Source organism: uncultured Campylobacter sp., assembly GCF_938017775.1.
Classification (GTDB): Bacteria; Campylobacterota; Campylobacteria; order Campylobacterales; family Campylobacteraceae; genus Campylobacter_B.
This window is the reverse complement of record NZ_CALIIU010000005.1, coordinates 1-1350: the sequence shown is the minus strand read 5'-3', so window position 1 is coordinate 1350 and position 1350 is coordinate 1. Positions and strand designations below refer to the sequence as shown.

Below are 1350 nucleotides of genomic sequence, written 5' to 3'. Positions count from 1 at the left end.
GTAAATTTAGGAATTAAATTTAACTTTTCTATTCGAGTTTTTATACTTTTGCGGAGTTTGCAAGCCTAATATAATGCCGATAAAATCGGCAAAATTTCATTTTTAAGCAATTAGAAAGAGCTTTAAATTAATTATTTCGCAGCAAGTTGCCTAGCCGCCTATTATTTTTGATCTTCCGCTTCTTTACTAAATAAATTTCTTTTATATTCTTTATAGTCTTTAGTTAGCCTCTCGACTTCCTCTTTAGATATATGGAAGTTGGGATTTTTTATATGCTTTCTATTTGCTGCAAATTCTATTTTATCAATTTTTTTTTGCCCTACCGCAAATAGTATATACTCTTTAATATTTTTAAAGGTAGCATTCTTGTCGGAACAATGTTTTTGCAAAAATGCTGAGTCAAACATACTTCCCATTTTATAGTATCCTACGGCTATATCATACCTATATGCTTCATAGCACTTATCATCATACATTCTTTTTAAAAATTCATCATTCGGGATTCCGCCTATATCATATTGCAAAAGCAGATCTATCATAGCTCCGGGTTCGGGCACGTCCAGTAGATCGCCATATACCGACATATAAAGTCTAAACTCCTCTACCCCATACTCCTTGTTAGTATTTTTTATATTTTTATAGCCGGATATCTCCTCTAGTTTATTTGAAACGGAGACCTCTCCCATATTGAAAGTGGAGTAGGTATACGGTCTATAACCGCTCTCTAGCACCATTTTCATTATATCGTACATATTGTTTCTAACTAGGTGGGTGATAAAATAATATGGCTCGCCTCCGCCGCTAAAAAGAACCTCTTTCGTGCGGTAATGTATGATCGGCGTAGCGTTTTCGTCAAAGCTTACAGAATCTATCCAGTTTTCGACATCCATAATGCCGTAGGTTTCCTGCACGATCTCTACTTCGTCAAACTTAACTCCGCTATCCAGCAAAAGCTTGACCGACTTAGTGGCGTTATTTTCCATAGCGTATGCCATAGGAGATAGCTCGTAATTATCTTTCTTATGAGGATCGGCTCCCATCTCTATCAGCTTTTTTGCGGTTTTTTCATCATCGTAAAAGCTAGCATACATCAAAGGGGTAACGCCGAAATGAAGAGGGGTATCTGCGCTTATATTATTATCCTGCATAAATTTTAAAATTTTATCCGTATCTTGTGATTTTAAACTCCTGCGCAAAAGTTCCATCGTGGGGTTATCTCTAACCTCCTCTTCGTCTATATCCCAATATCTATAGCCAACTGCGTTTATCTCCTTTTGCGTTACATATTTGGCAAGCTCGGAGTTAGGATCTACTTTGGTATTTGCAGTGACGGTATAGTGAGAGGAAGTT

At 36.7% G+C, this 1350-nt stretch carries 1 protein-coding gene; it reads right to left on the bottom strand.

Features of this window, described 5'->3' with window-relative positions; genetic code table 11:
* Positions 1-161: 161 nt before the first annotated feature.
* Positions 162-1350 (bottom strand): ankyrin repeat domain-containing protein (locus Q0537_RS00315; protein WP_299224047.1); only part of this gene is annotated, 1189 nt, incomplete at its 5' end.